Below are 26,085 nucleotides of genomic sequence, written 5' to 3'. Positions count from 1 at the left end.
CCGGGTTTTTTATTGCCTGCTGCTTGGCAAGCCTATGGGTTTTGCTGCTTGGCCAGCGCCGCCTTGGCTGCTCGCAAGCGGCGCACTTCTTTAGGATCGGCCAGCAAAGGCCGGTAAATCTCAATACGATCGCCCGCCTGCACGACTCGCACGTCGGGGTCCGCAATCACCTTGCCAAATATCCCCAAAGGGCAATCAGCCAGATCCAGCGCCGGAAACTGCGCCTCGATCCCGCAAGCCTGCACCGCCGCTCGCAAGCTGGTGCCTTCGGGCACCGCCGCCGCCAGCAACACCTGCCGATCTTCTGCGGCGTATACCACCTCAATTTCAACCATGCAGTTGCTTGGCTCGCTGGCAAAACGCATCCACCAGGGTATTGGCCGCCTGATTGAACAGTGGCCCCAGTGTTGCTCGCACGATAGGCCCTGCGTAATCAAACGACAGGTCCAGGCTGATCTTGCACGCCTTGTCCGTCAGCGCCTTGAACACCCACACACCATGCAATTGGGTGAACGGCCCCTCCTGCAGATTCATTTCAATGGATTTCCCGGGCACCAGCACATTGCGCGTAACAAAATGCTGGCTAAGACCGCCCTTCGCCACGCCAACGCTGGCGACCATGTGCTCATCACTGCTTTCCAGCACCTCGGCAGTCGAGCACCAAGGCAGGAATTCCGGGTAACGCGCAACGTCGTTGACCAGGTCATAGAGCGCCTGTGCCGGATAGGGCAGCAACGCCGAACGTTGAATATGCGTCGTCATGTGTGCGTCATTTCCACTGCTGAGGCAAAACATCGCGAAAGAACAGCCCGATCCGCGAGAGAAAAAAACCAAAGAACTGCCTGCATTGTCCGGGATTCCTCCAACACGCTCAAGCACGCAGGTTGACCGTAGCCGACACGCTCGCAACTCCCTATAATGCCGCCCCTATGGCTAAACAAAAGAAACACCCCACAGGGACCATCGCGCAAAATAAAAAGGCGCGACACGATTACTTCATCGAACATCGTTTCGAGGCTGGTCTGGTCCTGGCCGGCTGGGAAGTAAAAAGTCTGCGCGCCAGCAAGCTGCAACTGGTCGACAGCTATGTGCTGCTCAAGGATGGCGAGGCGTGGCTGCTCGGCAGTCATATCACTCCGCTGACCACCGCGAGCACCCACGTGATTGCCGACCCGGTGCGCACGCGCAAGCTGCTGCTCAACGCCCGCGAGATCGACAAGCTCGCCGCCGCCGTGCAGCAGAAGGGCTATGCCTGCGTCTGCCTGTCCTGGTATTGGAGCAAGCACCTGGTCAAGTGTGAGATCGCGCTGGGCAAGGGCAAGAAGGAATACGACAAGCGTGATACCGAGCGCGAGCGCGATTCCAACCGGGAACTGCACCGCGCCGTACGCAACAAGGGCAAGGAAGAATAATCCTTGTCGCGGTGTAGCTTCGGGAACGCCCGCGGCTACATCCCCTTGCGCCGCTCGGCACGCGCCACGCGCTGAACCTCCTGACGCACCTCTTCCAACACTTCCTGCACATACAGCAGGTGACGTGTTGAAACCTCTCGCGCCTGCTCCGCCCGCCCCTCGATAATCGCCAGGTACAAATCCCGGTGCTGACTGATCAGCATGTCACGGGTTTCCGTGCGCTGCTGATACATGCCGCCGATGTTGGTGACCACGTTACGCTTGAGCAGATCGAACAAGCCGCGAATCGTGTGCAGCAGCACCGCATTGTGGCTGGCCTCGGCAATCGCCAAGTGGAACCTTGCATCCGCCGCCCCCTCCTCCGCCCGGCTCACGTCATCGGCGCGGGTGTAGCAATCCTGCAGTGCTTCGAACGCCGCCGTCAGCCGCTCGCGATCCACCTCGGTGGCGCGCAATGCGGCGTAATAAGCACAAGAAGCTTCCAGGGTCTGGCGAAACTCCAGCAAGTCACGCTGCGCTTCGGGATTGTTCTCCAACAGGTGCAACAGTGGATCACTGAACGTAGACCCCAGCGACTCCGCGACATAGTTGCCACCGCCCTGACGACTCACGAGCAAGCCCTTGGCCGCCAGCTTCTGGATTGCTTCGCGCAATGACGGGCGCGACACGCCAAATTGCTCAGCCAAGGCCCGTTCGGCCGGCAAGCGCTCACCCGACTTCAGCGTGCCCTCAAGGATCATGCCCTCAAGCTGCTCGACAATATCGTCAGACAAACGGCGCTGACGCACCTGATCAAACCCCATAACTCACTCTCCACCATCCCGACCACTCGCCGGGCCCTCTATTCTGGCCTATCGCCGCGCTCGCAGCACCTATCAGAACGCCTTGGATTTATCCGCTCAGCTCCCCGTCCTCGCAGACCTGAGACCAAAGTTTCGCAAGCGGCAAATTGACACACCGGCCCGAAGCCTTTTAACCTAGCCCACAGCGATTGTAAATTGGTATTACCAATTATCCAAGCTGACTAAACAACAACAATCAGGGGCCACCCCATATGCAAACCTGGCAACAGCTCTACAGCCCGCTCGGCAGCCTCGGCCTGTCCGCACTGGCCGCCGTTATCCCGATCGTATTCTTCTTCCTGGCCCTGGCGGTGTTTCGCCTCAAAGGCCACGTTGCCGGGAGCATCACCCTGGCGCTCTCGATCCTGGTCGCGATCTTCGCCTTCCAGATGCCGGTAGACATGGCGCTGGCCGCCGCCGGCTATGGCTTCGCCTACGGCCTGTGGCCTATCGCCTGGATCATCGTGGCAGCCGTGTTCCTGTACAAACTGACGGTCAAGAGCGGCCAATTCGAAATCATCCGCAGCTCGGTGCTGTCGATCACTGACGATCAACGCCTGCAAGTGCTGTTGATTGGCTTCTGCTTCGGCGCATTCCTGGAAGGTGCCGCCGGTTTCGGCGCCCCCGTGGCGATCACTGCCGCGCTGCTGGTAGGCCTGGGCTTCAACCCGCTGTATGCCGCCGGCTTGTGCTTGATCGCCAACACCGCGCCGGTCGCCTTCGGCGCACTCGGGATCCCGATCATCGTGGCCGGCCAGGTGACCGGCATCGACGCGTTCAAGATCGGCGCCATGACCGGTCGCCAACTGCCCCTGCTGTCGCTGTTCGTGCCGTTCTGGCTGGTGTTCATGATGGATGGCCTGCGCGGCGTGCGCGAAACCTGGCCGGCGGCGCTGGTGGCCGGCTTGAGCTTCGCCGTCACCCAATACTTCACCTCCAACTTCATTGGCCCGGAACTACCAGACATCACCTCGGCCCTGGCCAGCCTGATTGCCCTGACCTTGTTCCTCAAAGTCTGGCAACCCAAGCGCACCGCGGGCGCGCAGATTGCCGGCGCCACGTCGAGCGCAGCAGTCACCGCCAGCGCTGGCGGCTTCGGCCTGCCGCGCAACACCGTTGCTTCGCCCTACAGCCTGGTGCAGATCTTCAAGGCCTGGTCGCCGTTCCTGATCCTGACCGTGCTGGTCACCATCTGGACGCTCAAACCGTTCAAGGCAATGTTTGCCGCCGGCGGCTCGATGTACAGCTGGGTGTTCAACTTCGCGATCCCGCACCTGGACCAACTGGTGATCAAGGTGGCGCCCATCGTCACCAATCCCACCGCGATCCCGGCCGTGTTCAAGCTGGACCCGATCTCGGCCACCGGCACTGCGATTTTCTTCTCGGCACTGGTGTCGATGCTGGTGCTGAAGATCGATATCAAAACTGGTCTTACCACTTTAAAAGAGACCTTCTACGAGCTGCGCTGGCCCATCCTGTCGATCGGCATGGTGCTGGCGTTCGCCTTCGTCACCAATTATTCCGGCATGTCGTCGACCATGGCACTGGTGCTGGCCGGCACCGGGGCGGCCTTCCCGTTCTTCTCGCCTTTCCTCGGCTGGCTGGGGGTTTTCCTGACAGGCTCCGATACCTCATCCAATGCACTGTTCAGCTCGCTGCAAGCCACCACCGCGCACCAGATCGGCGTCAACGACACCCTGCTGGTCGCGGCAAACACCAGCGGCGGCGTGACCGGCAAGATGATCTCGCCACAATCAATCGCGGTCGCCTGCGCAGCCACTGGCCTGGTGGGCAAGGAGTCCGACCTGTTCCGCTTCACCCTCAAGCACAGCCTGTTCTTTGCCACGATCGTCGGGCTGATCACCTTGGCGCAGGCCTACTGGTTCACCGGTATGCTGGTTCACTGAGACCTGCACGCAATAGGGTAAGAATCGACGCCGGACAACGGTTCCGGCGTCAGCTATTTCTGGAGGACCAATGAGTCTGCCTGCCGCTTTCCTTGCCGACGTCATACAGCTGATCCCGAACGATCGGCGTTTCGACGACCCACTTTCCACCCTCGCATTCGGTACCGACGCCAGCTTTTATCGACTGATCCCACAGCTAGTGATCCGCGTGGAGTCGGAAGACGAAGTCGTCGCGCTGCTGCAACTGGCCCAACGCGACCGCGTGCCGGTGACCTTCCGCGCGGCGGGCACCAGCCTGTCCGGGCAAGCCATCAGCGATTCAGTACTGATCGTGCTGGGTGACAACTGGAACGGCCGCGAGATTCGCGGGCAAGGCACGCAGATCCGCCTGCAGCCCGGCGTCATCGGCGCCCAGGCCAATGCGTGGCTGGCGCCGTTCGGGCGCAAGATCGGGCCGGATCCGGCGTCAATCAATGCCTGCAAGATCGGCGGCATCGTTGCCAATAATGCCAGCGGCATGTGCTGCGGCACCGCGCAGAACACCTATCACACCCTGGCCGGGATTCGTCTGGTACTGGCTGATGGCAGCCGACTGGACACCGAGGATGCAGCCAGCGTTGCAGCGTTTCGAAAACACCATGCAGCCCTGCTTGAGCGACTGGCGACACTCGGCCGCGAGACGCGGGCAAATGCCGAACTGGCGGCAAAAATCCGCCACAAGTATCGTCTGAAAAATACCACCGGGCTGTCGCTCAATGCCCTGGTGGATTTCGATGAACCTCTGGATATCCTCAGCCATCTGCTGGTCGGCTCCGAAGGCACCCTGGGCTTTATCAGCGCGGTGACCTACGACACAGTGATCGACCACCCCAACAAAGCGTCGGCGCTGATTGTGTTCCCGGATGTCGAGACCTGCTGCAACGCGGTGACCGTGCTGAAAACTCAGCCAGTCTCGGCGGTGGAGCTGCTGGACCGGCGCAGCATGCGCTCGGTGCAGGACAAACCCGGCATGCCGGCTTTCGTACAGCACTTATCGGAAAATGCCTGCGCGCTACTGATCGAATCCCGCGCCGCCTCCCCATCACTGCTCCACGAACAATTGGCGCTGATCATGGCGTCCCTGGCGCCGTTCCCCGTAGAGAAGCAAGTCGACTTCACTGAAGACCCGGTGGAAAACGCCCGCCTGTGGGCGATCCGCAAAGACACCTTCCCCGCCGTCGGTGCCGTCCGCAAAACCGGCACCACGGTGATCATCGAAGACGTCACTTTCCCGGTCGAGCAACTGGCGATCGGCGTGAACCGCTTGATCGAACTGTTCGACAAACATCACTACGACGAAGCCATCCTTTTCGGACACGCCCTGGAAGGCAATCTGCACTTCGTGTTCACCCAAGGCTTCAACAGCGCGGAAGAAGTCACGCGCTACCAGGCGTTCATGGACGACGTCGCGCAATTGGTGGCCGTGGAGTTTGGCGGTTCGCTGAAGGCCGAACACGGCACAGGCCGCAATATGGCACCTTTCGTCGAGCTGGAATGGGGCAGCGATGCCTATCAGCTGATGTGGCAGCTCAAGCGCCTGCTGGACCCCAACGGCATTCTCAACCCGGATGTAGTACTCAGCGAAGACCCGCAAATCCACCTCAAGCACCTCAAGCCCCTGCCGGCCGCCGACGAGATTGTGGATAAGTGCATCGAGTGCGGGTTCTGCGAGCCGGTGTGTCCCTCCAAAGGCCTGACGTTGAGCCCGCGCCAGCGCATCGTGATCTGGCGCGATATCCAGGCGAAAAAACGCGCAGGCGTCGACACCACTGAACTCGAAGCCGCCTATCACTACCAGGGTATCGACACCTGCGCCGCCACCGGCCTGTGTGCGCAACGTTGCCCTGTAGGAATCAATACCGGCGACCTGGTGAAGAAGCTGCGCAGCCGCGATGCCGACCGTACGAAAACCGCCGAATGGCTCGCCACCCATTTCGCCACGGCATTGCAAGGCGCGCGCTTTACCCTGCATGTCGCCAACGGTGCGCGCATGCTGTTGGGCGCCCCTCGCCTGGCAAAACTGTCTGCCACGGTGACCCGGTTGTCCAAGGGGCAAATCCCGCAGTGGACCAGCGCCATGCCACAGCCGGAGAAAGCCATCCGCTTCAGCCCGACCGTGACCGATGAGCGGCCCCGCGTGGTCTACCTGGCGGCTTGCGTCTCACGCGCCATGGGGCCGTCCGCCCGTGATAAAGAACAGATGTCGCTGTACGACAAGACCCGTGGCCTGCTGGAAAAAGCCGGTTACCAAGTGGTGTTCCCCGACAATCAAGACAGCCTGTGCTGCGGCCAGCCGTTTGCTTCCAAGGGCTATGCCGAACAGGCGGAGCACAAACGCCAGGAACTGATCGGCGCGCTGCTGCATGCCAGCCGTGGTGGACTCGATCCGATCTACTGCGACACCAGCCCCTGCACCCTGCGCTTGGTGCAAGACCTCGGCGAAACGCGCCTGGACCTTTACGACCCGGTACGTTTTATCCGCACACACCTGATGGACCGACTCGACTTCACCCCCCAGGAAGCGCCGATTGCGGTACACGTTACCTGCAGCACCCAGCATTTGGGCGAAAGCCAGGCGTTGATCGACCTGGCCCGACGCTGCTCAAAAACCGTGGTGATCCCGGAAGGCATCCACTGCTGTGGTTTTGCCGGCGACAAGGGTTTCACCACGCCGGAACTCAACGCCCACGCGCTGCGCTCGCTCAAAGACGCCGTGCAACATTGCAGTGAAGGCCTCTCCACCAGCCGCACCTGCGAGATCGGCCTGAGCCAGCACGGAGGCATTGATTATCACGGCTTGGTGTATCTCGTGGACCGGGTCACCCAGGCCCGCGTGCATTAATCCTGCAAAAAAACGAACCCCTGCGCGCCGGCGTAGTCATCTGCATAGGCCTCGACGAACGAGGCTCAACAGTGATGTCGCTGGCAGCCGTTGAACGCCAGCAGCGTCGAGCCCTTTTGCGCAAGGAGATACCCTATGAAGCGTTCCGCTCTTGCTGGCTTGTTCATTACCGCTGCGATGCTGGCCTCCCCTGTTTTCGCTGCGGGCGAGCCCGATCTGTGCAAGATCAATCTGGACAAAATCAACAACGGCCAAGCCCTGCTTGCCACTGACACCAGCGGCAAGAAGGGAGAAATCGACACTGCCGTCTCCCAGGCGAAAGCAGCCCATGCTGCAGGTGATGACAAGAAGTGCATCGAGATCACCTCCAAAGCCCTGCAAGACCTGCAGAACACTGAAAAAGGCGGCAACCAGTAACACGCCGTCGTTGATGGCCAACCTTCGGGTTGGCCTTCCGTGAGCGTTTGGCGTACACTGCACAGGCTTGTCACTCACTAAGAAACAACGAGTTACAAGCACGGGGCCGTTTAGGATTCGACGCCGGTCGCGAAACTTTAGGTGCATGCCGAGTTGGTAACAGAACTCGTAAATCCACTGTTGCAACTTCTTATAGTTGCCAATGACGAAAACTACGGCCAGGAATTCGCTCTCGCTGCGTAAGCAGCCTTAGCCCTGAGCTTCTGGTACCTTCGGGTCCAGCAATCACCAGGGGATGTCTGTAAACCCAAAGTGATTGTCATATAGAACAGAATCGCCGTGCAGTACGTTGTGGACGAAGCGGCTAAAACTTACACAACTCGCCCAAAGCACCCTGCCCTTCGGGTCGCTGAGGGTTAACTTAATAGAAACGGCTACGCATGTAGTACCGACAGCGGAGTACTGGCGGACGGGGGTTCAAATCCCCCCGGCTCCACCAAATGATCAAACAAAGACGTCCACGGACGTCTTTTTTTGTGCCTGAAATCCAGTGAATACGGGGCTTTAGCGGCTATTGAGGTTTCCGTAGCTTTTTGGAGTTCCAGAAGTTCTGGTATTCCAAACAGTATTCCAGCCCATCCGATGCTAATTTTTGGACTACTAAATCAGTGTCTGAGGGAAATCTCATGACTGCTCCCCCCCCACCTTGAGTCTCCCCTAGTTTCATAGACGCCTTTGAGCTTCAAGGAAGGGCTGCTAACCCTGCGTAACTGTCCGCTTTTGGCCGATTTCTGCCATTCACCACCTTCAGCCTCCTATCAATCGTAACCTGTGTCCCGAGAGCGGCAGGAAGTTCTAATCAAAGATTAGAAGCAAGGGCGTAAAATCGATTACAAACTACGGACCAGAGCGTGGATATCTGGTGGGGGCGTTCCAACGAGTATTCCAATTAAAATAAAAATAAATTTAACGTAAACAATCAATGACATAGGACGTCAATTCAGATTAACCCGGTGGTCGGTCGGCGGACGGTCCCGGTTGATAGATCGCAGTGCCTTGCTCGGCTACGCCGCGCACCTGCGCAAGCAGATCCAACAAGGTGAAATCTGCATCGCAACCGCGCAGAACCACCTGAATAGCCTCAACCGCACACTCGCGGCGCTACGCGGTGATCAGTGTGTGAAAATCGCCAGCCCGAGCAAGCTGCTTGGCTTGCAGCGATCAAGCATCCGTACACGCTCACCAGACGGCCAAGATCTTCAACAGGTAAAGCGAGTCATTGCAGCGCCTCTAGAACAGCAGCACCATCGCGTCGCTGCGATTGTCTATCTGGCCCGCGTAACCGGTATGCGCCTACGGGAGGCGATTCTGGCTGATCTGCCACGCCTACAACGCGAAGCGAAGCGATTCGGTCGCATCAATATTCAGGACGGCGCTAAAGGAGACCGATCCGGGGCTTCGGCGCCGCGATGGATCGCTGCCAACGAAGAGGTGAAGGAGGCATTGCAAATGGCTTGTCACGCCTCACCGGCCAGCAGCCGCAACTTGCTGGCCCAAGGCGAAAGCTATGCGACTTTCCTGCAACAGACGGTGCGGCCCGCTCGCGAATTACTACAGAGGCAGGGGGTGAAGGGGTTTCATGAGTTGCGAGCTGCCTATGCCTGTAAACGTTACGAGCAACTCACCGGCCACGACGCCCCGGTCAATGGTGGTCACTGTTATCGTATGGATCACGACCTTGATCGATGGGCACGACAACGGATCAGTGCTGAGCTCGGGCATAACCGGGTCGATGTGGTTTCGACCTATATAGGAGGTCGGACATGACCAAGCCCTTCGATATGGCGCTGTTCCTGAGCGGCGCATTGACCGGCTCGACAGCCACGCAACAACGACATCTACGGCAAGCCCGAATCATGCAAGCCGCCATTCAACAACGATGGCAGCGAGACAATCCTTGGCGCTGGCAACTCAAGCACATGCGATGGTTTTTCACTCAGCATCTGAAGAACCGCTCGGACGCCACTCGATATCACTATCGACTCACCGCTCTGTTAATCGAGAAACGATTAGGTGCTGAGCGGGATGTTATTAACGCGCAACACGGTTAGGAAGCGATCGTTTGCACGATGTGATGCTAGGATGATGTCACCTATCGTTATTGGAGATGCTTTAAAATGGATACCCCTGAGTTGAAGGCCTCCGAGGAGCGAGGAAAGGTCAGCGATGAGCAAAAGCTTCGGATGTCTAGCCTTTGGGACAGCCTAAAAAGATTTGACGCATACATTGGGACAGTGAATTTCAAAAGTGGGTTATTAACGACTCTAAACGCAGCAATATTCGGCGGCGTTGTTCTCAAGGCAGACAGCTTCATTCAAAAGGAAAGCCATTATCTATACTTATTAATTTCCATCCTAACAATAATAACGCTTCTTTCGCTATTAAGTATCTACTACGTAATCAAAAGCATCTGGCCCAATTTAACAAGTGCCAGCACTGGCCCCAGGGGGACTGAACCTCATTCAATATTTTTCTTTGGCTCTATTGCCAAAAACTTCACCGCTTCTGAATTTGCGAACTCCGTCAAGGTAAAAAGCGCCGACGAGCTTGAGCGTGACTTGTCAATTCGGGTCCATGAAGTTGCCGTTATAACTAATTTAAAATTCAAAATAATTTCCAAGGCAGCAAACCTAACCAAATGGAACCTTGTAGCTCTGCTTGCCTTTGGTTTAATTCAAACACTTGAAGTCGCAGGATATTATATATGTCACGGATGAATAAAATATTTGGCTCCTTTGAAATGGATCCCACACTCACAAAATCAGCTCGCACTTTCGACTCTACACAATCACCGAAAATGGTGACAGAATCAGTATCACTTGAGTCAGTAGAGCAAATACATGATTACGGCATTCAAAACAATATACGCAAACTTTATGGAAAACCTGGTATAAAAAACGCTGTAATTGGCGGACATCCAGACTTCGACCATTTAGTCGAATCAGGCGAATGGCAGAAGGGCTTTGTAACATCACTATTCGTTGACATACAAGGTTCAACCCGACTAGGGGTATACTATTCACCTGAAATGGTTTTTTACTTTAAAAATCAAATTATAAAATGTGCTATTGAATGCGTACTTGCATTCGACGGCCACGTCCATCGCATAATGGGAGATGCCGTCCTCGCATTTTTTAGAGGCGAAGGGAATACGAATAACAGCGCAATTGATGCTATCAACTGTGGCGCCGTCCTTGTTCAATATATCCGCGAGGAAGTGGTTCCAAAGCTACGCGAACGCGGCTTAGCTGAGGATGTCGGGATTCGAGTCGGCATAGACTACGGAACTCACGAACAAGTTCTATGGGGAATGTATGGTTACGCTGGTGTATCGGAGGTAACAGCAACCTCTTTCCATGTCGACGTTGCAGCAAAACTGCAGCAGAGTGCTCCTCGAAATCGAGTCATGCTTGGACAATCAGTTGTTGATCTTCTAGACCTACACGATGAAGTCGTGGAAGTGAGGCGCGCCATAAGTGCAGGTGAGAAAATAACATTACCTTATGTCTCCCCGAATTACAGAGACGCTGACGGTCGGCCGATGAACTACCGCCAGTATGTTCTCTCTCAGGATAAATACAGCGCATTACTTCCGTATCCCGAGGACGATAATTACCCGATAAAAATATCCAGTACAATAAAGCGAGAGAAAGGCATACAATCAGATGAACACTACCACAAATGCTCGCGGTCTGTGCCATTGCATCAAGGCATAGAATTCAAAGCGCTCTTCAGGCCAATTACTTCATCTAACAATATAGAAGTAAATTTTCGTGTAGAGAACAATGGAAAACAGGCCGGGATTGCTAACGACAAAGGGAATCATGAAACGCTCGTCAAAGCAATACAGCGCGATAACGGCCTATATTTTGCTAAACGCTGGGAAGGAGCCTCCTATCTAGGGCTACATCATATGTTTGTATCCGTGCTTGAGGACGGGGTCTTAACGTATCCTGAGCAAAAATACAGCGTATTCATTGGATAGATTGACAATCTGCGGCCCTTTCCTTATCACCCTTTGATCTGTGATAAGGAAAGGACTGTTTCTACAACCAACCTTCACATAGCATTGCTGCCTGGTCGAGAATCATCTGCGCCGCATCCTCAGCCTTATCCGGTGGATACTTGTATTTACGCAAAATCCGCCGCACCAAGATCCGCAGCTTAGCCCTAACGCTTTCACGACTACTCCAGTCGACACTGACATTGGCCCGCAGACTAGCAGTGAGCTCATGGGCAATTTTCGCCAGGATTTCATCGCCCAACTCCCGCACAGAAGCTTCGTTAGTCGCCAAAGCATCGTAAAACGCCAACTCATCATCGTTCAGCCCAAGCACGTCACCGCGCTTGCTGGCCTGGGCGAACTTTTTGGCCATTTCAATCAGTTCTTCAATGACCTGCGCCGTTTCAATGGAACGGTTCTGGTAGCGCTTGATGACGCTGCCCAACAACTCAGAGAATTTCTTCTCTTGAGTCAGGTTAGAGCTGTAACGGCTTTTTATTTCGCCTTCGAGCAATCGCTCCAGCAGCTCCACTGCCAGGTTTCTCTCTGGAAGGTTGCGCACCTCCGCGAGAAACGCATCATCAAGCAAGCCGATGTTAGGTTTTTCCAGACCCACCGCCTCGAAAATATCCACTACATCACCTGAAACCACTGCGTTACCGATGATCTGTCGAATAGCCAATTCACGTTCTTCGTCAGTTTTTTTCTGCTGACTGACTTCACGCTTGATCAGAATGACCTTGATAGCCTGAAAGAACGCCACTTCCTCGCGAACGGCCTTGGCCTCATCCAGCGTACAGCACAAGGTAAATGCCTTACCCATAGCCAATGCGTTATCAGCAAACCGCTTTTTACCATCTTCCATTCCCAGGATATGGTTCGCTGCCCCGGCCAATAGTTTGTGTCCACCGGTGAGAAAATCTCCATAATCGAAGCCATGTAGCAGGCTGCGCAGAACGTCGAGCTTCTCCTCTAATACCGAATAGGCTTCATAGGCATCCACCGTCGGCCGGCCTTTGCCTTTGCTGCCGGTGTACTCCTTGAGCGCAGCCTTCAACTCGTTGGCAATGCCGATGTAGTCCACCACAAGGCCACCTTGCTTGTCCTTGAAGACACGGTTAACCCGGGCAATGGCCTGCATCAGGTTGTGGCCCTTCATGGGTTTGTCCACGTACAAGGTATGAACGCAAGGTGCATCAAACCCGGTCAGCCACATGTCGCGGACAATCACAAGCTTGAGGGGATCCAGTGGATCTTTGAAACGCTTCTCCAAGCGCTTTTTGACCTGCCCAGAATAGATATGCGGTCGCAGCAAAGCCTTATCCGACGAGCTGCCAGTCATCACGATCTTGATCGCACCTTTCTCCGGATCCTCGTCGTGCCACTCAGGACGCCGAGCGACGATCTCGTTGTATAGGTGCACGCAAATCTCGCGACTCATGGCTACCACCATGGCTTTGCCGGGCATCTGTTCCATACTGACCAAACCCAGATTACGCGCCTCAAAGTGCGTGATCAGATCCGACGCAATGCTCTGAATCCGTGGTTCTGCCCCTACGACCTTTTCCAACGCGGCCCAACGGCTTTTCAGTCGCGACTGCTGGTCGTCTTCTTCATCTTCTGCCAGCTCATCGACCTGATCGTCGATCGTAGGTAGCTCACTCTCTTTCAGCGAAAGTTTGGCCAAGCGCGATTCATAGTAGATGGCGACGGTCGCCCCATCTTCAGTCGCCTGCTGCATGTCATAGACGTGAATGTACTCACCAAAAACCGAGCGGGTGTCTCGATCCTCACCGGATACGGGGGTGCCAGTAAATGCTACGAATGTCGCGTTCGGCAGTGCATTGCGCAGGTGATGAGCAAAACCAACCTGATAACGCGCTTTGCTCTCAGCAACCTGAAGCCCCGTGGGTATTTTCAGCTCAGCGTTAAAACCATATTGAGTGCGATGAGCCTCATCGGCGATAACAACAATGTTTGGCCGCAAGGACAGTACCGGGAAGCTGTCTTCATCGACTCCAGGCATAAACTTCTGGATGGTCGCGAACACGATACCGCCACTAGGACGGTTGGCCAGTTTGGCACGCAAGTCCCCACGCGATTCCACCTGGACGGGTTGCTCACGCAGCAAATCCTGGGACAGCGAGAACACCCCGAATAACTGACCATCCAGATCGTTACGGTCAGTGATCACAACAATGGTCGGGTTTTCCATCGCCGTTTCCTGCATCACCCGAGCAGCAAAACACGTCATGGTGATGCTCTTACCCGAACCTTGCGTATGCCAGACCACCCCGCCCTTATGACTGCCGCCGGGACGCGAGGCTGTCACTACCTGCTGAATGGCTGCGCGAACTGCATGGAATTGGTGATAGCCAGCAATCTTCTTTACCAACCGGCCGTCGTCCTCGAACAACACGAAGTAACGCAAGTAGTCGAGCAACATCTCTGGTACCAGAGCACCGCGTACCAATGTCTCCAGCTCGTTGAATTGCCCCAATGGGTCGAGATCCTGGCCGTCGATGGTCCTCCAGTTCATGAAGCGCTCAAGATCAGCCGACAACGACCCCATACGGGCCTCACTACCGTCGGAAATCACCAGGACTTCGTTGTATTGGAACAGGTCCGGAATCTGCTCTTTATAGGTTTGGATTTGATCAAAGGCTTTACCCAGATCAGCCTTCACATCTGCAGGATTTTTCAGTTCGAGCAATACCAACGGTAGCCCGTTAACAAACAAGATGATGTCCGGGCGCCGAGTGTGTTTCGGCCCCTGGATACTGAACTGATTGACCGCCACCCAGTCATTGGCTTTCACATCAGCCCAATCGATCAGGCGAACGAAGTCTCCTCGGGTTTCACCGTCTTTTTGATACTGCACGGGTACACCGCCGACCAGCAGGCGATGGAACAAGCGGTTAGCCGACAACTGCACCGGCAGTCCCAATTCTAGTACCTGCTTCAACGCATCTTCACGCGCAGCTACTGGGACCTTTGGGTTGAGCCTCAACATGGCGCTGCGCAGGCGCTCAGCCAACACCACTTGGCGATAGTTTTCACGCTCGGGTTGCTCGCCATCATGAGCGATATTCGGCCCATACAAATGGGTATAACCCACCTCTGCCAGCCAGCCGAGGGTTTCTTGCTCCAACTGGTCTTCGGTCATTCCAACTCACTTCCTGTGTTCAGATCACCGGCCAATTCGGCCTCAATCTCGGCAATGCTCGGCAGATTTCGGCCCAGGGTCTCGGGCAAGTCGCGCAGCAATTGGTATTCGGCAACGCCGATGGGTTTTTCGATGCCCGACAAAGCGTACTCGGCCACCAAGCGGTTTTGCTGTTTGCACAGCAGCAGGCCGATGGTGGGTTTGTCATCCTCGGCTTTAATCTGAGCATCCACGGCCGCCAGATAGAAATTCAACTGGCCAGCGTGCTCGGGTTTGAAAGCCGTTGCTTTGAGCTCTACCACTACATAACACTTGAGGCGGGTGTGATAGAACAGCAAATCAATGAAGAACTCATCACCGCCCACATCCAGGCGAAACTGGCGGCCGACGAAAGCAAAGCCTGCGCCTAGCTCCAGCAAGAAACGAGTGATATGACGGATCAGTCCATCTTCAATATCACGCTCGTGAGCATCGTCCCCCAAGCCAAGAAAGTCGAACAGGTAGGGATCTTTCAGGGTTTCGTGAGCCAACGCCGACTCAGCAGCCGGTAAACGTGCAACAAAGTTAGTGACTGCCGCACCTTGGCGTTGCTGCAAGCGGTTCTTGATATTCTGCTCCAGCGTGCTGCGTGACCAGCCGAGCAAGACAGTTTGCTGCGCGTACCACTCACGCTCGACAGGGCTGGCCAGCTTGGTCAGCAGGGTCACCACATGGAACCAGGGCAATTGGGCAGCAGGCTGCTGCCCAAATAGACCATTGGGACAATGCTGAGCAAAAAACGCCATGTACTTGAGGTTACGGCTGGAAAAACCACGGATATCGGGAAAGGCATCGGAAAGATCGCGCGCCAGTCTCTCAATGACTTTCGCGCCCCAAGCGTTAACCTGCTGGCGCTGCCTGATTTCCGCTCCGATCCGGTGATACAACTGCACCAACTCTGCGTTGACAGCCAGTGCAGCACGTTGCCGGGATTGAGCAATATCGACTTTAAGCTGAGTCAGCCAGTCGGTGTAGCCCTCCGGCGATGCGGAAATCGTTTCTTTCGTCACTCACCAGCTCCCCACTTTTTGACGGGACAACTCACCTTTTCTGGGGGCAGCGCTCGTTTCTTGAAGACGCATTTGGCCGGAGACCAGAGGCGGTAGTAAAGTATCGCGAAGCTGGATGAGTGTATTGAGTTGCGCTTGGTTATTATGGATAGTTCCCCACAGCGGCTCTACCAAGTCATGGAAAGCCATTTTTAACGCCTCGGGCGGGTTAAGCACCAAATAACGGGGAAATGCCTTTAACGCTATGCGATTGACTGTTGCACCATGGATCGTGTGCTTATCGAGCATCTGTTGAAATGGTAAAGAAATAAATTGGTGAAACCAGAACAATCCTGCACCTTTAACAGTATGCGGGCGGATCAGAGCTAACCTGCGGCCCAGGCAACAACGTATGTTCGGCGGAATCAAAGCAAAAAAACCAAGCGTCGCTTCGTAGCTGAAAACTATATCGCCATGAGTTGGCTCAACACGCCGAGTCCACTTACTCCAGTCTTCCTCACTGATATATCGAGTATTAATAAGCTCGAGACGTGTTCCAGTTAGGTTTTTAATACCAAGGAAGACTGGGCCACTTTTCGACTTCGCCGGCGTGGCATGAGGGCCATCATAAATCCCTTCAACAAGCTCACCAATCGGTCTGAAGTTCCATCCTCTTGGTATTAGCCCAAAATCGGATTGTTCAAGGCCATCTGGAAAAAATGCCGCGATGGACGCATCTATACCGCCCAAATCTGGCCTTGCCTCCTTAGTACACACTGGGTCGAAATCCACAAACCACGACTTGTAAATTGCCTGGGCTATAGCCTCCAAAGAAATATTAGTTTCGCGGAGCAAAGTGATACGCTGATCGATCGGTTTCAGGCAATCTACTACATAGCGCTGCTGCTGTATTGATGGAATAGTCACGGCCATCTGCCGCTGATCTCTTAGGCTAACGTAGTCGGCCATATCTGTTTGGCCTTTGAGATAACCAATCTGAAGCAGGAACTCTTGGCTGTTCATCCAATAATATAGATATTCGGGGAGAATCCTATCTGGATTCAAGGATCGCCAGAAACATAACTGCGGCGAGTAGACAAACCGCTGGCTATGTTTCTCAACAAAGGCAAAGCGACCAACCGTACCCTTTGATGTAAAGACAACATCCCCAGGGCGACTGACTTTTGACCCGACACGTGACAGCTCCGACTCCGGAAAAAAATCAGCATCATCAAACTTAAAACCATCGTTAATGTTTCCCGCCCGCGCAAACGGAATACCGGCGTCTGTTAGTTCTGAGTTTTTCGCTCGATAACCATCACCAATTTCAAGCACCCCCTCACAGATCAACTCTTCAACGCGATATTTTCTAGACTCAGAACTCATAGCCCAAGCCTCCTAGCTTCCGACGGATTAACAGGTCAAGTTCAACACCTTTAGTCATTTGCTCACCTAATAGAGTAGTGAGGGTTTGCATCTTATTAATAAAGGCCTCACCGTCGTCTTCAATCGTCTCTGCTCCGACATAGCGACCTGGATTTAGTACATACCCATGCTCAGCGATTTCGGTAAGGCTCACACTTCGGCAGAATCCCGCCACATCAGCATATTCAGCGACTTCTCCACCAACATCTAATGGCTCACCGCGCCAATTGGCTACCGCCTGGGCAATGAGTTCGATGTCGCTGTCCAGTAGCTCAATTTGCACCCTACTAATACTAGTCCCCAGCTTCCGCGCATCAATGAACAGCACTTCGCCAGGACGCTTGACCTTTTGCTTAGCCAGGAACCACAAGCACGCTGGAATCTGCGTGTTTAGAAATAACTGCCCCGGCAACGCAACCATCACCTCCACAACATCCGCCTCAACCATCGCACGACGAATATCGCCTTCGGTGTTCTGGCTGGAACTCATCGACCCATTAGCCAGCACAATGCCTGCCCGACCGCTCAACTTAAGGTGATAGAGCATGTGCTGCAGCCACGCATAATTGGCGTTGCCTTGGGGCGGGGTGCCATACACCCAGCGGGGATCCCCTTCCAGGCTGCCGTGCCACCAATCGCTGATATTGAAAGGAGGATTGGCTAGTACAAAATCAGCGCGCAATTCTGGATGTTGGTCACGCACGAAGCTGTCTGCTGGCTCCTTACCGAGATTACCCTCGAAGCCGTGGATCGCAATATTCATCGCAGCCAAACGCCAAGTCGTGGGGTTTGACTCTTGACCGTATATAGAAACGTCGCCGAGTTTACCGCCATGGGCTTCGATGAATTTCTCCGACTGCACGAACATTCCACCAGACCCACAGCAGGGATCGTAAACTTTGCCATGATGAGGGTTGAGTACTGCTACCAAGGTCTTAACGATACTGGCCGGGGTATAGAACTGCCCAGCATTCTTGCCCTCGGCGCGGGCAAACTGGCCGAGAAAATATTCGTATACCTGCCCAAGTAAATCACGAGCTTTGCCGACATCCGAACCGAAACCAATAGACGAGATTAAGTCGACCAGCTCACCCAGTTTTCCGTCCGGCAATTCAATGCGGGCAAAGCGCTTGTCGAGCATGTTTTTGAGTTTGGGGTTTTCCGCCTCAATGGCACTCAGGGCCTCGTCAATGCGCTTGCCGATATCTACCTGCTTGGCGGACGCGCGCAACGACTCCCAGCGCGCCACTTCCGGCACCCAAAACACATTCACTTCTTTGTAGTAGTCACGCTCTTCTAGCTCTTGAGCCAGTACCTCAGCATGATCACTGTCCAGGTAGTATTCGTCGTTAGCATCGGCAAAACGGCGCTCCAGCTCTACGCGGCGGCCAGAAAAACTATCAGAGATGTACTTCAGGAAGATTAGGCCGAGGACTATGTGCTTGTACTCAGCAGCGTCCATGTTGGCGCGCATCTTGTCCGCAGTAGCCCAAAGCGTTTTTTGCAAGTCCTGCTGGGTATTACTGTTTTTAGGGGCGACCGCCTTGCGCCCAGGCTTCTTTTTTACCAACTCAGGTTCTGGGCTGACAGGACTTTCGCTCGACGAAAAACGAGCACGCGCCTGGTTCAGCGCTTTTTCAGCAACACTGCTGGCGTTCTGTTCGGCACCCTTTTGAACCGTCATGGACTACTTCCTACATTCGACGCAGATGAATTGCGTGGTAAAAACTGAAAACCCAACCACAGAGGCTCGGGCGAAGATTGCCCACATGATAACGGGTCACCACCTGTTTCGTCTGAGTTGCAACGACCAGTAGAACGCTCAATCCCTCGAAATGGGGCTCATGATCAGTGTTCAGGCTTCACATAAAAAATCTGTCGGGCGCCCACTAAAAACGCAGGTCAATGCAGTGCAAAACCGCAAGCATGCGAGCGATCAGTGATTTTGGGCCAAACGTGGGCGCTGAAGATGGGCCTAAATGCATAATCAGAAGCACCGCCGCCCCGGAAAAAAATGTTGAGGTTCCGTGGCCTATGCTGTCGCGTCTCGAGTAGCTTGATGCAAATTCCACTTGCGACGCGTGCATATGAACTCCAATACGATCGGTTATTAGATCGTGTACGTACGGAATGAGCACGGTATTCCAAATGGTATTCCAAGCAAGAACGACAACTTAACATTTACTCAAAAAATCAATATCCTACAGAGCAAATTCAAATCCCCCCGGCCCACCAACTCGAAGCATCGACAGAACCCGACCAGTGCGGGTTTTGTCGTTTCTAGGGTTTCGAAAGCCCGATAGGACGGACCTTCGGAATTTTCCTTCAAGCTATCGCGCCATTGATGAACTGGCGCAACCCGCGCCACAACGTTAATTTCCTCGAGTCGCTGCTCATCAGCGACCGGCTTTGACAGGCCGAAAAGTGTAACCTTTCACCCCCCTTGATAAGACGGCATGCTTGACGCATTCCGCCTAGTTCATGGCGGCTGTGCGTGGGGCATCTTCGGGTGCGCCGGGTTCCTACACTTCCGGTCTGTCAACCCGCGTACAGCTGCCTCCCATTCCTGTTTGACAGCAGAGGGCGGTAGCTCCTTAAACAGTGTGGGAGCTTCATCATGAAAAAGATCACCCCCAATCCCCCCTCCGCAACCCTCTTCACAATCGCTCCGGATATCACCTCCGAAACCCTGCTGATCCAAGCCAGCGAAACCCTCGCGTCACTCAACGCCATGACCACCGATCTGGCCTTCGAACTCGACGGCGCCCACCGTCACAAGCTGCTGGCCACCCAGCAACTGATCGTGCTGGGCGAGTTGTTGGTCGAGCGCGTGCTGGTCCTCACCCAAGACACACAAACATTCCAGTAATAAAAAGGCCGAGACGCGTTCAGCGACTCGGCCTATTGCTGTCCGTCTGGAATCCGCCCGCACTTCCCATTACCCTGACCGCCTCTATCAGACAACCGGAAGTCCGATACCCGTGCTGAAGCCCCTCGCTGTTCTCACCCTCGCCTGCGCCCCAGTGCTCGCAACCGCCGCCGACCTCGCCGGCGTCTGGACGGGCACTTTGGGCAAGTCCGCGATCACTGTCTGTTTCAACGGCGCCCACGGCGCCAATGGCAGTTATTACTACCAACGTATTCTCACGCCCATTCAGCTGACTCAGGCCAATGCCAGTGAGCCGTGGGTGGAAGAAGGGCAAACCGGCTTCTGGCAGTTGGACGACCCGCAAGACGACTCGCTGACCGGCACCTGGAGCAAAGCCCTGGGTGGTAAAAGCCTGGCGTTGGTGTTGAAACGCGCGGACGCCGACGGGTGCGCGAGCGACACCTACAACCTTCCTCTTGAAGCCGCGCCGCCTGCGGTAAAGGTCGAGAAGAAGACCTTCGCCGAGCATGCCTATCAAGTGAAGACCCAAGGTGGGCAGGTCATCCTGAAACTTGAAGGCGACGGGGAAGCGATCGATAAGATCAACCGCGACCTCGCGCGCATGGCCATCAATCCAGAGGGCCAGACGGAGTTCTACCGGGAGCGGCGCAACTCACTGGACCAGAGTGGCGGCACCACGACCAGCGAGATCACGGTGGAGCCGTCGTACTGGTCAACCCACTGGATCACCGTGCGTTTCTATCGCTGGTCGGCGGGCTACGGGCGCGGTGGAATCAGTTGGGGGCTGCACAGCTGGAACCTGCAAACCGGCGAAAAGGTCGACCCGTGGACGTGGCTGGGAGGCCGCGAGCAATGGGACACCCCCTACTCGGGCCAAGTCAAACTGCCCGCCCACTTCAGCGCGTGGCTGGCCAAACAGACCACCACCGACGAAGGGTGCCCGGCGGTGACCAGCTATTCCACGTTCGATTTGAGCTTCAACACCCAGGGCCTGCAACTCTCGACACCCGCCCAAGGCGACGGCTGTGACAACGAGCTGAGCTTTACCTGGGAGCAACTGGAGCCGGTGCTGTCGGCGCAAGGCAAGTCCGCAGTCGCGAGTTTGAAGGCCCCGTGAGGGTCTGGGTGCACTTTAAAAAAATCCGACACTCGTTCACGAAATATTCAGAAACGCCGACGGATACTAGCCAATTGCAATGACCGTTCCCCCGGACGGTCCTCCTGCCTTGGTAGCCACATTCATGACGCGTCCCGCTCCCCTGCTGCTCCTGCTTGCCGGTCTGTTGTTCTTCTTTGCCTTAGGCAACCATGAGTTGCAAGGGTCCACCGAAGCCCGTGTCGCCGGGATCGCCATGGCCATGCACCTGGACAACAACTGGGTGGTGCCGCAGTTGTTTCGCGAGCCCTTCCTGGAAAAACCGCCGCTGAGCCTGTGGATCGACGCCGGGGCGATTCGCCTGTTTGGCGGGACCACCTGGGCGGTGCGCCTGGCCTCGGCCTTTGCCGGGTTGTTCAGCGTGATGCTGCTCTACGGCATGCTGCGCACGTTCGGGCGGCCGAAGACGCTGGCGTTCAGTGCCGCCTTGATCCTCGCGACCATGGCCAGTTACTGGGGCAATGTGCGCGGCGTGGGTGAGGACTCGTTACTGACCCTGGGCGTCACCACCGCGCTGCTGGCGTTCTATCAGGCGATGCGGCCCGAATCCGAGCGTCAAGGCGGCAACGCCTGGCCCTGGGCCCTGTTTACCGTGGGGATGGTCATCGCCACCTTGAGCAAGGGCGTGCTGGGCCTGGCGATGCCGGGTATCGTGATCTTCGTGTACCTGGCCAGCACCAGCCTGATGGACAAACGCCTGCGCATAGGCGACTGGCTCAAGCCGGCCTTCTTCACTTTGCTGGCGCTGATACCGCTGATGATCTGGCTGGGCTTCCTGTTCCAGCACGGTGGCATGCAGGCGGTGGGAGAAGTGTTGTGGACCAACAGCGTCGGGCGCTTCAGCGGCTCGTTTGTCGAGGCGGGGCACTACGAGCCGATCTACTACTACATCGCGAAGCTGCCCGAGGCGTTCCTGCCCTGGAACATCCTGGTGTACCTGGGCCTGTGGCATTTCCGTAAAAGCCTGGTGCGCAACCGTTACCACCTGTTTTTCAGCGTGTGGCTGGTGGCGCAGTTCACCCTGCTGACCTTCGCGTCGAGCAAACGCACGGTGTACCTGATGGCGCTCACGCCAGCCGCCGCCGTATTGGCGGCAGAATATGCACGGGTGCTGCTGGAATGGCTCAAGACCCACAAACCGGGGTTGTATAAACACCACACCAGGCTGGTGGGCGGCGTGTTCACCCTGGCGGTCGCCTGCTACCTGATAGCCGCCTTCTGGTTCGCGCCCAAAGCCGACGTGCGCCAGTCGTTCGTGCCGTTGATCAGTCAGATCCAGGCACTGCAAGCCGAAGGCAAGGAGGTGGTGTTGTTTCAGCCCAATGAGCGGATTGCCGGCGCCAGCGTGTTCTACACCCAGGCCTACCTGCCGATCCTGCAGACCGAAGCCGAGCTTCAGCGCTTTTTGACCGCCAGGCCCGGCAACGTTGCGCTGCTGGACCACACCAACGATTTAACCACCAAGGTCACGATCATCAAGGAGATGGCGATCAACCGCCAGCCTTACTACTTCATCGAGCAGTAAGGCCGGCGCGGGGCATCAGTGCTTGGTGACCTTGTCCAGGTAACCCATGGCAAACGCCGAGACCACGAAGGTCATGTGGATGATCACGTACCACATCAGGTGTTGCGGATCGACGTTCTTGGCGTCCATGAAGATGCGCAGCAGGTGGATGGAGGAAATCGCCACGATGGACGCCGCGACTTTCATCTTCAGCGACGAAGAGTCCATGGTGCCCAGCCAGTTGAGCTTTTCCTTGTTGTCATCGATGTCCAGCTGCGAGACGAAGTTCTCGTAGCCGGAAATCATCACCATCACCAGCAAGCCACCGACCAGGGCCATGTCGATCAACGACAGCAGCACCAGGATCAGCTCGGACTCGGCCATCGAGAACACGCTCGGCAGCAAGTGAATCACTTCCTGGAAAAATTTCAGCGCCAGCGCCAGCAACCCGAGGGACAAGCCGAAATAGATCGGCGCCAGCAGCCAGCGCGAGGCGTACATAGCATTTTCGATAAAGCGTTCCATTGGATCTCACACAGCTTGGCTAAAAATGGCGGCGAGTATACCAGCCGCTACCAAACACCTGTAACCGCGAGAAAACTGACCTGTGCGGCATCTGTAAGAGAATTTTTCTGCTAGTGTCGAGCCCATCAACTCGGCTCCATGACGTCGGACAGGAAGAATTCAGATGATGGATGTGCGATCCCCTTTGGCCAGTCTCGGCCTGTGCGCGGCATTGCTGCTGGCCAGCGGCTGCTCCCCCAGCGATGAGCAGAAGCAGACCACCCTCGAAGAGAAAACCGCAAAATTCGAACACTCCCTCGACAGCATCCAGGACCCCAAACTGCGCGACGCCATCGCCGACCTCGGCGGCTCGCTGCTGTTGCTGGAACGGGCGCGGGTCAAACTCGCGACCAAGCCCATCGAAGCCGAATACGGCGAAGACAGCCTGGCCCTGCTCAAGCATTACCCCACGCCCCAGGCGCTGGTGGACACCTACATCAATGGCCTGTTCGTGCTGCGCAAGGCCTCGCACTCCGACTACCTGACGGATCTGCAGCCGGTCTTCCCGTTCAACTTCAACACCCCCGAGCAATTCCCCTTTCCCCATGGCCTGGAGTGGCAGTCGGTCACCTTGAGCAACAACAAGGTCGTGCCGTTTCAGCCCGAATGGTCGGAAACCGATCCAGGCATCCAGCTGAGCCCCAGCAGCTCCAACCTGACCAACCCGGATGACCTGACGGTGACCTACCCGTTCATCGATGGCATCGAGACAGAAAACAAAAGTCAGCCGCAGCCGGTCCGCCTCAAAGGTACGGTGGAAGTGGTCGCGCCGGGCAAAGTGCTGACGTTCGACCTGTCGAAAAAGGACGTGGGCCACAAGCGCACCGAAGGCAATATCACGGTCAACCTGGTGCTTCTGGAAAAAAACTACGCCGAGATCGAGCTGACCAACAGCCAACCGCTGGCGCCGGAAGTCGGCGACGAGTCGCCCAACCCCCTGCTGGTGCAGGCACGCGACAGCACCGGGCAATTCCTCACACGCTCCGGTTCAATCAACGAAAGCGCCGCGCAAGTCGAGTTCTATGAGAAGCAACTGGCCGAGATGCAAAAGCAGAAGGCCTGGTCGGATGCGTTTGAAAAACAGCTGACCGACGAGCAGAAAGCCTTCGAACACAAGCAGACCAGCCATTACGCCAAGGTGTATTTCAACGGCCTGATCGACGACCTGCAGATCAACGTGCTGGATTTCTCCACGGCCACGCTCACTCGCAAGGACCTCGACCTGCCGGTTCAGCGCTTCGACAAGAACAGCCTGGAAAAGACCGTCCAAGCCTTGCCCATGCCGGTCACCGTGTATGACGACGGTGCCGCCAGCTGGCTCAAGGACGCGACCATGACTGAGGATCAGCTGAAAAACAGCGTCACCATCAGCCAGTCCGTCGAAGACGCCAGCGCCGCACATATCGTGTTCGACCATCCGTTCACGTTCAATGACGACCTGGTCGGCAGCGAGCGCAACAGCAGCGAATCACCGGTCACCTTCTTCACCGCTGACGACAAAGGTGAACGCGGCGAGCCGATCGAGTTGCCCACCGAGGCGTTTGAACTGAACCCGGCGCGCGGCACCCTCACCTACGACCTCAACCTGTTCCCGGAAAACCCGGCGTACGTGGTGGGCTCGATTCCGCTGTTTTTGGCCACCATCCAAAAGGCTGAGATTGACGTCGCCAAGCTGCCCAAGGGGCTGTCGCTCAAGGACAACGCGCTGATTGTCGACCAGAAGGAATTCCCCGCCGACAGCTGGCGCTTCTACGCCAAGGACGCGAGCGGCAACTACCTCAAGGAAATTCTCGGCGTGAGCCACCGCGCCGAGGAATACGGCACGGCGATGTTTGATGTGCATTACTTTTACGGCCAGCCCACTGCGCTGGAAAGCTACCAGCGCACCGACCTGAGCACCGTGCAGTACGGCTTTGAGGTCAAGTTGGACAAGCCCGAAAGCAAGTAACCCGGCTAGAGCGCCAGGCGCTCGTGCCCACCGTTGAGTTGCCGCAGATGGGCCTGCAGGTGCAGGCACCAGATCTGCGGGTCATCCGCCAGTTCATAGCCGTGCAGGGTCAGGCTTTCGACGATCGATTGCAGAATGGTTTCGGCGACGAAGGGCCCATGAAACGGGCCCTGGGACTTGATGGTGGAAGGCTGCTCGCCAGTCATTCCGGCAGCAAACAGCAGGGTCCACATCCCGTTATCCCCCGCGAGAGGGCGAATGGAGCATTCGATACGGGTGACCAGGCCCAGGCATTGGCGGGTAAGGCAAAGGTTGCGCGGCATGGCGGCGACCCTCGGTAGATCGGTGTTCAACCTCAGCCGATGGCGAGGCTGTTTCTATCCAGCGACTCCTGTGGATATCCCTTGATCAGAGAATAGAATAAAACCAGTGCAAACCAAGGTTGTAGGGACCAACGGGCGTCGGGCCTCTATAGACGAGTCAAAAATGTGGCGTTTTTATCGGTTCCCAAAGGCACCGTTGTTCCAATGCGGAAGCAAGTATCGAGTTCAGCGAGGCTGCGAAGGCGGCGGTATTGCTGGTATTTTCTGCGCCTGGGACACCGCTTTCGCAGCCTCGCTAAAGCTCGACAGCTCCTACAGGGGGTTGGCGGTGTCGGCCTTATTTCAATCCCCTGGGTGATCGCAATATCCGACGCGACGCAGCCCAAGTGTAGGAGCTGTCGAGCCCCAGCGAGGCTGCGAAGGCGACGGCATTGCTGGCATTTTCTTCGCCTGAGACACCGCTTTCGCAGCCTCGCTAAAGATCGACAGCTCCTACAGGGGGTTGGCGGTGTCGGCCTTATTTCAATCCCCTGGGTGATCGCAATATCCGACGCGACGC

20 protein-coding genes, 1 other RNA gene and 1 pseudogene are annotated in these 26,085 nt (G+C 56.1%); 13 read left to right on the top strand and 9 right to left on the bottom strand.

The genetic code is table 11. The features are described 5' to 3' along the window. Positions 1-32: 32 nt before the first annotated feature. Positions 33-335: an RnfH family protein gene (locus AC07SI_RS27600; RefSeq protein WP_120449947.1), complete on the bottom strand. Its 303-nt coding sequence runs from the start codon at positions 333-335 to the stop codon at positions 33-35. Next, positions 328-762 carry a type II toxin-antitoxin system RatA family toxin gene (locus AC07SI_RS27595; RefSeq protein ID WP_005791512.1) on the bottom strand — a complete coding sequence of 145 codons (435 nt, stop codon included), beginning with the start codon at positions 760-762 and terminating at the stop codon, positions 328-330. The genes AC07SI_RS27600 and AC07SI_RS27595 overlap by 8 nt, the downstream gene beginning before the upstream one ends. Positions 763-929: 167 nt before the next feature. On the opposite strand from AC07SI_RS27595, the gene smpB reads away from it, so the two are divergent. Further along, complete coding sequence (smpB, locus tag AC07SI_RS27590; protein ID WP_060752280.1) at positions 930-1,412, top strand: SsrA-binding protein SmpB; 483 nt, start codon at positions 930-932, stop codon at positions 1,410-1,412. Between the two features lie 35 nt (positions 1,413-1,447). Here smpB and AC07SI_RS27585 read toward each other — a convergent pair whose 3' ends face one another. Then, the gene (locus AC07SI_RS27585) at positions 1,448-2,215 is read right to left on the bottom strand and encodes a GntR family transcriptional regulator (RefSeq protein ID WP_065910250.1); all 768 of its coding nucleotides are present in this window, start codon (positions 2,213-2,215) and stop codon (positions 1,448-1,450) included. Between the two features lie 251 nt (positions 2,216-2,466). On the opposite strand from AC07SI_RS27585, the gene AC07SI_RS27580 reads away from it, so the two are divergent. From AC07SI_RS27580 to AC07SI_RS27545, 8 genes and pseudogenes are all read left to right on the top strand, one after another. Next, positions 2,467-4,161 (top strand): lactate permease LctP family transporter, encoded by a 1,695-nt coding sequence (locus tag AC07SI_RS27580; RefSeq protein WP_065910248.1) that lies wholly within the window; start codon positions 2,467-2,469, stop codon positions 4,159-4,161. Positions 4,162-4,231: 70 nt separating this feature from the next. Continuing rightward, positions 4,232-7,042: an FAD-binding and (Fe-S)-binding domain-containing protein gene (locus AC07SI_RS27575; protein ID WP_495006920.1), complete on the top strand. Its 2,811-nt coding sequence runs from the start codon at positions 4,232-4,234 to the stop codon at positions 7,040-7,042. A gap of 135 nt (positions 7,043-7,177) precedes the next feature. Continuing rightward, positions 7,178-7,459, top strand: coding sequence for a PA2433 domain-containing protein (locus tag AC07SI_RS27570; protein WP_065910245.1), 282 nt, complete (start codon positions 7,178-7,180; stop codon positions 7,457-7,459). Between the two features lie 102 nt (positions 7,460-7,561). Then, positions 7,562-7,958: a transfer-messenger RNA gene (gene ssrA, locus AC07SI_RS27565) on the top strand. 533 nt (positions 7,959-8,491) lie between these two features. Beyond that, positions 8,492-9,286 (top strand): annotated as a pseudogene (locus AC07SI_RS27560) (integrase domain-containing protein); the annotation flags it as partial. Beyond that, positions 9,283-9,570, top strand: coding sequence for a hypothetical protein (locus tag AC07SI_RS27555; RefSeq protein WP_116657723.1), 288 nt, complete (start codon positions 9,283-9,285; stop codon positions 9,568-9,570). The pseudogene AC07SI_RS27560 and the gene AC07SI_RS27555, both read left to right, overlap by 4 nt. Before the next feature lie 66 nt (positions 9,571-9,636). Continuing rightward, a complete protein-coding gene (locus AC07SI_RS27550) occupies positions 9,637-10,236 on the top strand; it encodes a Pycsar system effector family protein (RefSeq protein WP_495006919.1) in 600 nt (199 codons plus the stop codon). Continuing rightward, a complete protein-coding gene (locus AC07SI_RS27545; protein ID WP_495006918.1) occupies positions 10,224-11,504 on the top strand; it encodes a nucleotide-binding domain-containing protein in 1,281 nt (426 codons plus the stop codon). The genes AC07SI_RS27550 and AC07SI_RS27545 overlap by 13 nt, the downstream gene beginning before the upstream one ends. A 61-nt stretch (positions 11,505-11,565) precedes the next feature. Here the strand turns inward: AC07SI_RS27545 and AC07SI_RS27540 are convergent, their stop codons facing one another. Genes AC07SI_RS27540 through AC07SI_RS27525 form a run of 4 tightly spaced genes read right to left on the bottom strand, consistent with a single transcriptional unit; the run spans position 11,566 to position 18,825 of the window. Next, on the bottom strand, positions 11,566-14,688 hold the full coding sequence (locus tag AC07SI_RS27540; protein ID WP_495006917.1) for a type I restriction endonuclease subunit R: 3,123 nt from the start codon (positions 14,686-14,688) through the stop codon (positions 11,566-11,568). Then, entirely contained in the window at positions 14,685-15,737 is a 1,053-nt protein-coding gene (locus tag AC07SI_RS27535) for a PDDEXK nuclease domain-containing protein (RefSeq protein WP_495006916.1), read from the bottom strand. Before AC07SI_RS27535 ends, AC07SI_RS27540 begins: the two co-directional genes overlap by 4 nt. Continuing rightward, the gene (locus AC07SI_RS27530) at positions 15,738-17,102 is read right to left on the bottom strand and encodes a restriction endonuclease subunit S (protein ID WP_495006915.1); all 1,365 of its coding nucleotides are present in this window, start codon (positions 17,100-17,102) and stop codon (positions 15,738-15,740) included. Next, entirely contained in the window at positions 17,092-18,825 is a 1,734-nt protein-coding gene (locus AC07SI_RS27525; protein ID WP_495006914.1) for a class I SAM-dependent DNA methyltransferase, read from the bottom strand. Before AC07SI_RS27525 ends, AC07SI_RS27530 begins: the two co-directional genes overlap by 11 nt. A gap of 933 nt (positions 18,826-19,758) precedes the next feature. On the opposite strand from AC07SI_RS27525, the gene AC07SI_RS27520 reads away from it, so the two are divergent. The 3 genes from AC07SI_RS27520 to AC07SI_RS27510 all read left to right on the top strand — a co-directional run bounded on the left by AC07SI_RS27520 (position 19,759) and on the right by AC07SI_RS27510 (position 22,712). Next, positions 19,759-20,010 carry a DUF6124 family protein gene (locus AC07SI_RS27520; RefSeq protein WP_262135328.1) on the top strand — a complete coding sequence of 84 codons (252 nt, stop codon included), beginning with the start codon at positions 19,759-19,761 and terminating at the stop codon, positions 20,008-20,010. A 112-nt stretch (positions 20,011-20,122) separates the two neighbouring features. Next, complete coding sequence (locus AC07SI_RS27515; protein ID WP_495006913.1) at positions 20,123-21,148, top strand: hypothetical protein; 1,026 nt, start codon at positions 20,123-20,125, stop codon at positions 21,146-21,148. Positions 21,149-21,272: 124 nt separating this feature from the next. Further along, complete coding sequence (locus AC07SI_RS27510) at positions 21,273-22,712, top strand: ArnT family glycosyltransferase (protein ID WP_495006912.1); 1,440 nt, start codon at positions 21,273-21,275, stop codon at positions 22,710-22,712. A gap of 15 nt (positions 22,713-22,727) precedes the next feature. Here the strand turns inward: AC07SI_RS27510 and AC07SI_RS27505 are convergent, their stop codons facing one another. Further along, entirely contained in the window at positions 22,728-23,216 is a 489-nt protein-coding gene (locus AC07SI_RS27505) for a TIGR00645 family protein (protein ID WP_010206662.1), read from the bottom strand. Between the two features lie 163 nt (positions 23,217-23,379). Between AC07SI_RS27505 and AC07SI_RS27500 the strand changes: the two genes are divergently transcribed. Continuing rightward, positions 23,380-25,203 (top strand): hypothetical protein, encoded by a 1,824-nt coding sequence (locus AC07SI_RS27500; RefSeq protein WP_495006911.1) that lies wholly within the window; start codon positions 23,380-23,382, stop codon positions 25,201-25,203. 5 nt (positions 25,204-25,208) lie between these two features. Here AC07SI_RS27500 and AC07SI_RS27495 read toward each other — a convergent pair whose 3' ends face one another. After that, positions 25,209-25,526 (bottom strand): PA4575 family protein, encoded by a 318-nt coding sequence (locus tag AC07SI_RS27495; protein ID WP_262135332.1) that lies wholly within the window; start codon positions 25,524-25,526, stop codon positions 25,209-25,211. Positions 25,527-26,085 lie beyond the last annotated feature (559 nt).

This window comes from Pseudomonas sp. GW821-FHT05D12, from assembly GCF_059419825.1.
The sequence above is the reverse complement of the archived record's forward strand: the minus strand, read 5'-3'. Positions and strand labels throughout refer to the sequence as shown.